Source organism: Capnocytophaga cynodegmi DSM 19736 (genome assembly GCF_000379185.1).
Classification (GTDB): Bacteria; Bacteroidota; Bacteroidia; order Flavobacteriales; family Flavobacteriaceae; genus Capnocytophaga; species Capnocytophaga cynodegmi.
This window is the reverse complement of sequence record NZ_KB900731.1, coordinates 1-2,827: the sequence shown is the minus strand read 5'-3', so window position 1 is coordinate 2,827 and position 2,827 is coordinate 1. Positions and strand designations below refer to the sequence as shown.

General features: G+C 31.0%; 3 protein-coding genes. All 3 read right to left on the bottom strand.

From position 1 onward, the window contains the following. Nucleotides 1–234 precede the first annotated feature (234 nt). The 3 genes from YW9_RS0108650 to YW9_RS0108640 all read right to left on the bottom strand — a co-directional run bounded on the left by YW9_RS0108650 (nucleotide 235) and on the right by YW9_RS0108640 (nucleotide 2,492). Nucleotides 235–906, bottom strand: coding sequence for a hypothetical protein (locus YW9_RS0108650; RefSeq protein WP_018279777.1), 672 nt, complete (start codon nucleotides 904–906; stop codon nucleotides 235–237). 481 nt (nucleotides 907–1,387) lie between these two features. After that, complete coding sequence (gene rsmA / locus YW9_RS0108645; RefSeq protein ID WP_018279776.1) at nucleotides 1,388–2,155, bottom strand: 16S rRNA (adenine(1518)-N(6)/adenine(1519)-N(6))-dimethyltransferase RsmA; 768 nt, start codon at nucleotides 2,153–2,155, stop codon at nucleotides 1,388–1,390. Between the two features lie 34 nt (nucleotides 2,156–2,189). After that, a complete protein-coding gene (locus YW9_RS0108640) occupies nucleotides 2,190–2,492 on the bottom strand; it encodes a DUF4286 family protein (protein ID WP_018279775.1) in 303 nt (100 codons plus the stop codon). Nucleotides 2,493–2,827 lie beyond the last annotated feature (335 nt).

Below are 2,827 nucleotides of genomic sequence, written 5' to 3'. Positions count from 1 at the left end.
CGACTTCGCTCAGCCTGACAGAAAGGGTGTTTTTTATTTTAATTCTTCTTCTAACATCCCCCTAACCCCCTTAAAAAGGAAAATTTTATTCCTTAAAACTTGGATTTTGTTACTTGTAACTTAAATTTCACTTCCTGAAACTTGACTTATGTTACTAAACATCTCCCTAACCCCCTTAAAAGGGGGAATTTTGCCCCTTGAAACTTGGATTTTGTAACTTTATCCCTTACTTCTTTACACTTTATCCTTTACATTAACTTGTTTACTCTGAACACGTGCCAAAATTTTTGAAATGGTGTATTCACTTTTTTTATAGCTGTCTTTATAGATGATTTTACCTGCTTCGGCAATTTCACTGATGTACTTATAAAGGTTTTTGTAGATAGGTTTTCTTTCGTTGCTTATCTTTTTCCCTTCATTCATCAGTTTGTTTTGCTCGGTATTTAGGTTTTCTAAAGAAGTGACCATCGGAAGTATTTTGTCCAAGAAGTTATCCGGCATATCCTCGAGCTTATTTGCTACACTTGTTAGGTAAGGAAAGGCATCACGCAACGTTTTTATAGGAGTTTCTACATTTCTTGCCTTTAGTTGATTTACGGTTTCTTGTAGCATCGATACATCAACATTCGCTCTCTTAGCATATTTCTTCAGTAGTAAAACAATATCGCTGAGTTCTTTTGATGTTTCATACAGCTTCTTAGTAGCTTCTTTTTGTTTCATTTTTAGTTCGGTTGCTGAAACTGAATTTTTAGCCGACTCGATAGCTTGTTTGAATTTTTCCAAATAAGAATCATTCATTGTTTTAAATACATTTGAGAAATCAGACAAATCTCTCTCGAAACTTACAGCAATAAAGTCTGCTACTGCTGTGTAATGTTCCTGCTTAAAAGTCATTTGTTTTGCCATAGCTTTTACTTTTTAGGTTTATAAAATATTTTTTTATTAAGAGAAGAAAAAATCTGCCGTAAATATATGTTTTTAAAATGAATAAAACAAATTTTTTGATAAAAATATTTTAATTTTTCTTTTAGGTTGCTATGATTGTATGCTGAGGTTTCTTTTTTTGAGTTTTCTTGTATTGTTTTTTATATTTCGTATGTTGTTTTATGTTTTTCTATATTTATTTTCAGTTTTCGGATATTGATTTATGTTTTCTTATGTTTGTTTTTAATTTCCAGATATTGATTTCTGTATTCCGTATATTATTTTCTATTTTTCTTTATTTATTTTCAATTTTCGGATATTGATTTTTATTTTTATCTATTCTTTTCTATTATTTCTTGTTCTTTTTTACTTGGTTCTTGCAACTTTATCCTTTACTCTTTATACTTTTTCCTCACTCCTTGTTCCTTTTTACTTGGTTCTTGTAACTTTATCCTTACTCCCTTCAATCAACTAGATTTGTAATATATTGAAATTCCTGCCACGAGAGTTGTTCGGGACGCTTATCAAAGATTTTATTCTGCTTGACTTCTTCGTTGGAAAGAAATTGTTTTAAGCTGTTACGAAGCGTTTTTCGCCTTTGGTTGAACGCTGTTTTTACCACGTGAAAGAACTTTTTTTCGTCGCAGTCCAGATGATAATTTGCTTTCCGCTGTAGTCGAAGTACTCCACTTTTGACCTTAGGTGGCGGATTGAACACATTTTCTGACACAGTGAATAGGTATTCTGCTTCATAGAAGGCTTGAGTTAGTACAGACAGAATGCCGTATGTTTTACTTCCTGGCTTTTCGCAGATACGTTCTGCCACTTCTTTTTGAAACATTCCACTAAATTCAGGAATATAGTCGCGTAATTCGAGTGTTCTGAATATAATTTGCGAAGAAATGTTGTAAGGGAAGTTGCCTATCACGGCAAAAGGCTCACTTCGGAAGTATGAAAGGATATCGAACTTCAAAAAATCATCACTAATGATATTATTTTGTAGAGTAGGGAAGTTTTTTTGCAAATAATTCACCGATTCTTTGTCAATTTCGATAACGTGTACTTCGGTATCTCTCTTTAAAAGGAATTGTGTAAGCACACCCATTCCAGGACCTATCTCCAAAACCTTACTATATCCCGAAAGTGAGAGTGTATCGGCAATTTTTTGAGCGATATTGAGGTCTTTTAGGAAATGTTGTCCTAAATGTTTTTTAGCTTTTACTGCTTCCATCGTGATTTGTTATTTTTGTTTAGTGCTTCCTTATTTATAATTCGATTTCTTTGAGTTCCGTCCCGAACATTAGTACTTTGTTAGAAAAGTTCTCCATATTTAATTGTATGAGTGTAGGAATTTCTTTTTTGATGAAGTCAAATAAATCTTGAGGGGAATCCGTTTCGTGATGAATGGCATAGGTAATGTCATTTTCCATATTCAAAATTTTAAAAATCCTCACTGATTTAATTTTGTTTGTTTCATAAACTTTGTGGATATATGTTTCTTTTATCCAGTTTAGCCATTGTATGTGGATGTCTCTTTCTACAACAGCACTTAAATTATATATGTACATAAAATTGATTTTTTGCAAAGGTAAAAAAAGTTAGTTATTGAACAAGTTGGATATATATTATGGTATTGCAACGTGAGAAATCATTACTTTTGATTGTTTTTCTTTCTAAGTTTTGTAATTATTGATTGTTTTTTAATTCTTTTTGTTTTACTATAAACTATTGTTTTATAGTTTTTTATTTTTTGTTGATAATGATTTTGTAAAAAATTTCATCAAATTATTTTGGATATATCAAAAAAGGTATTACTTTTGCACCCGCTTTGAGAAAGTCATTAGTTAATAGGGATTAGTGATTAGTAATAAAGCAAAAAGTTCAAAAAAAATATTTTTGAAAA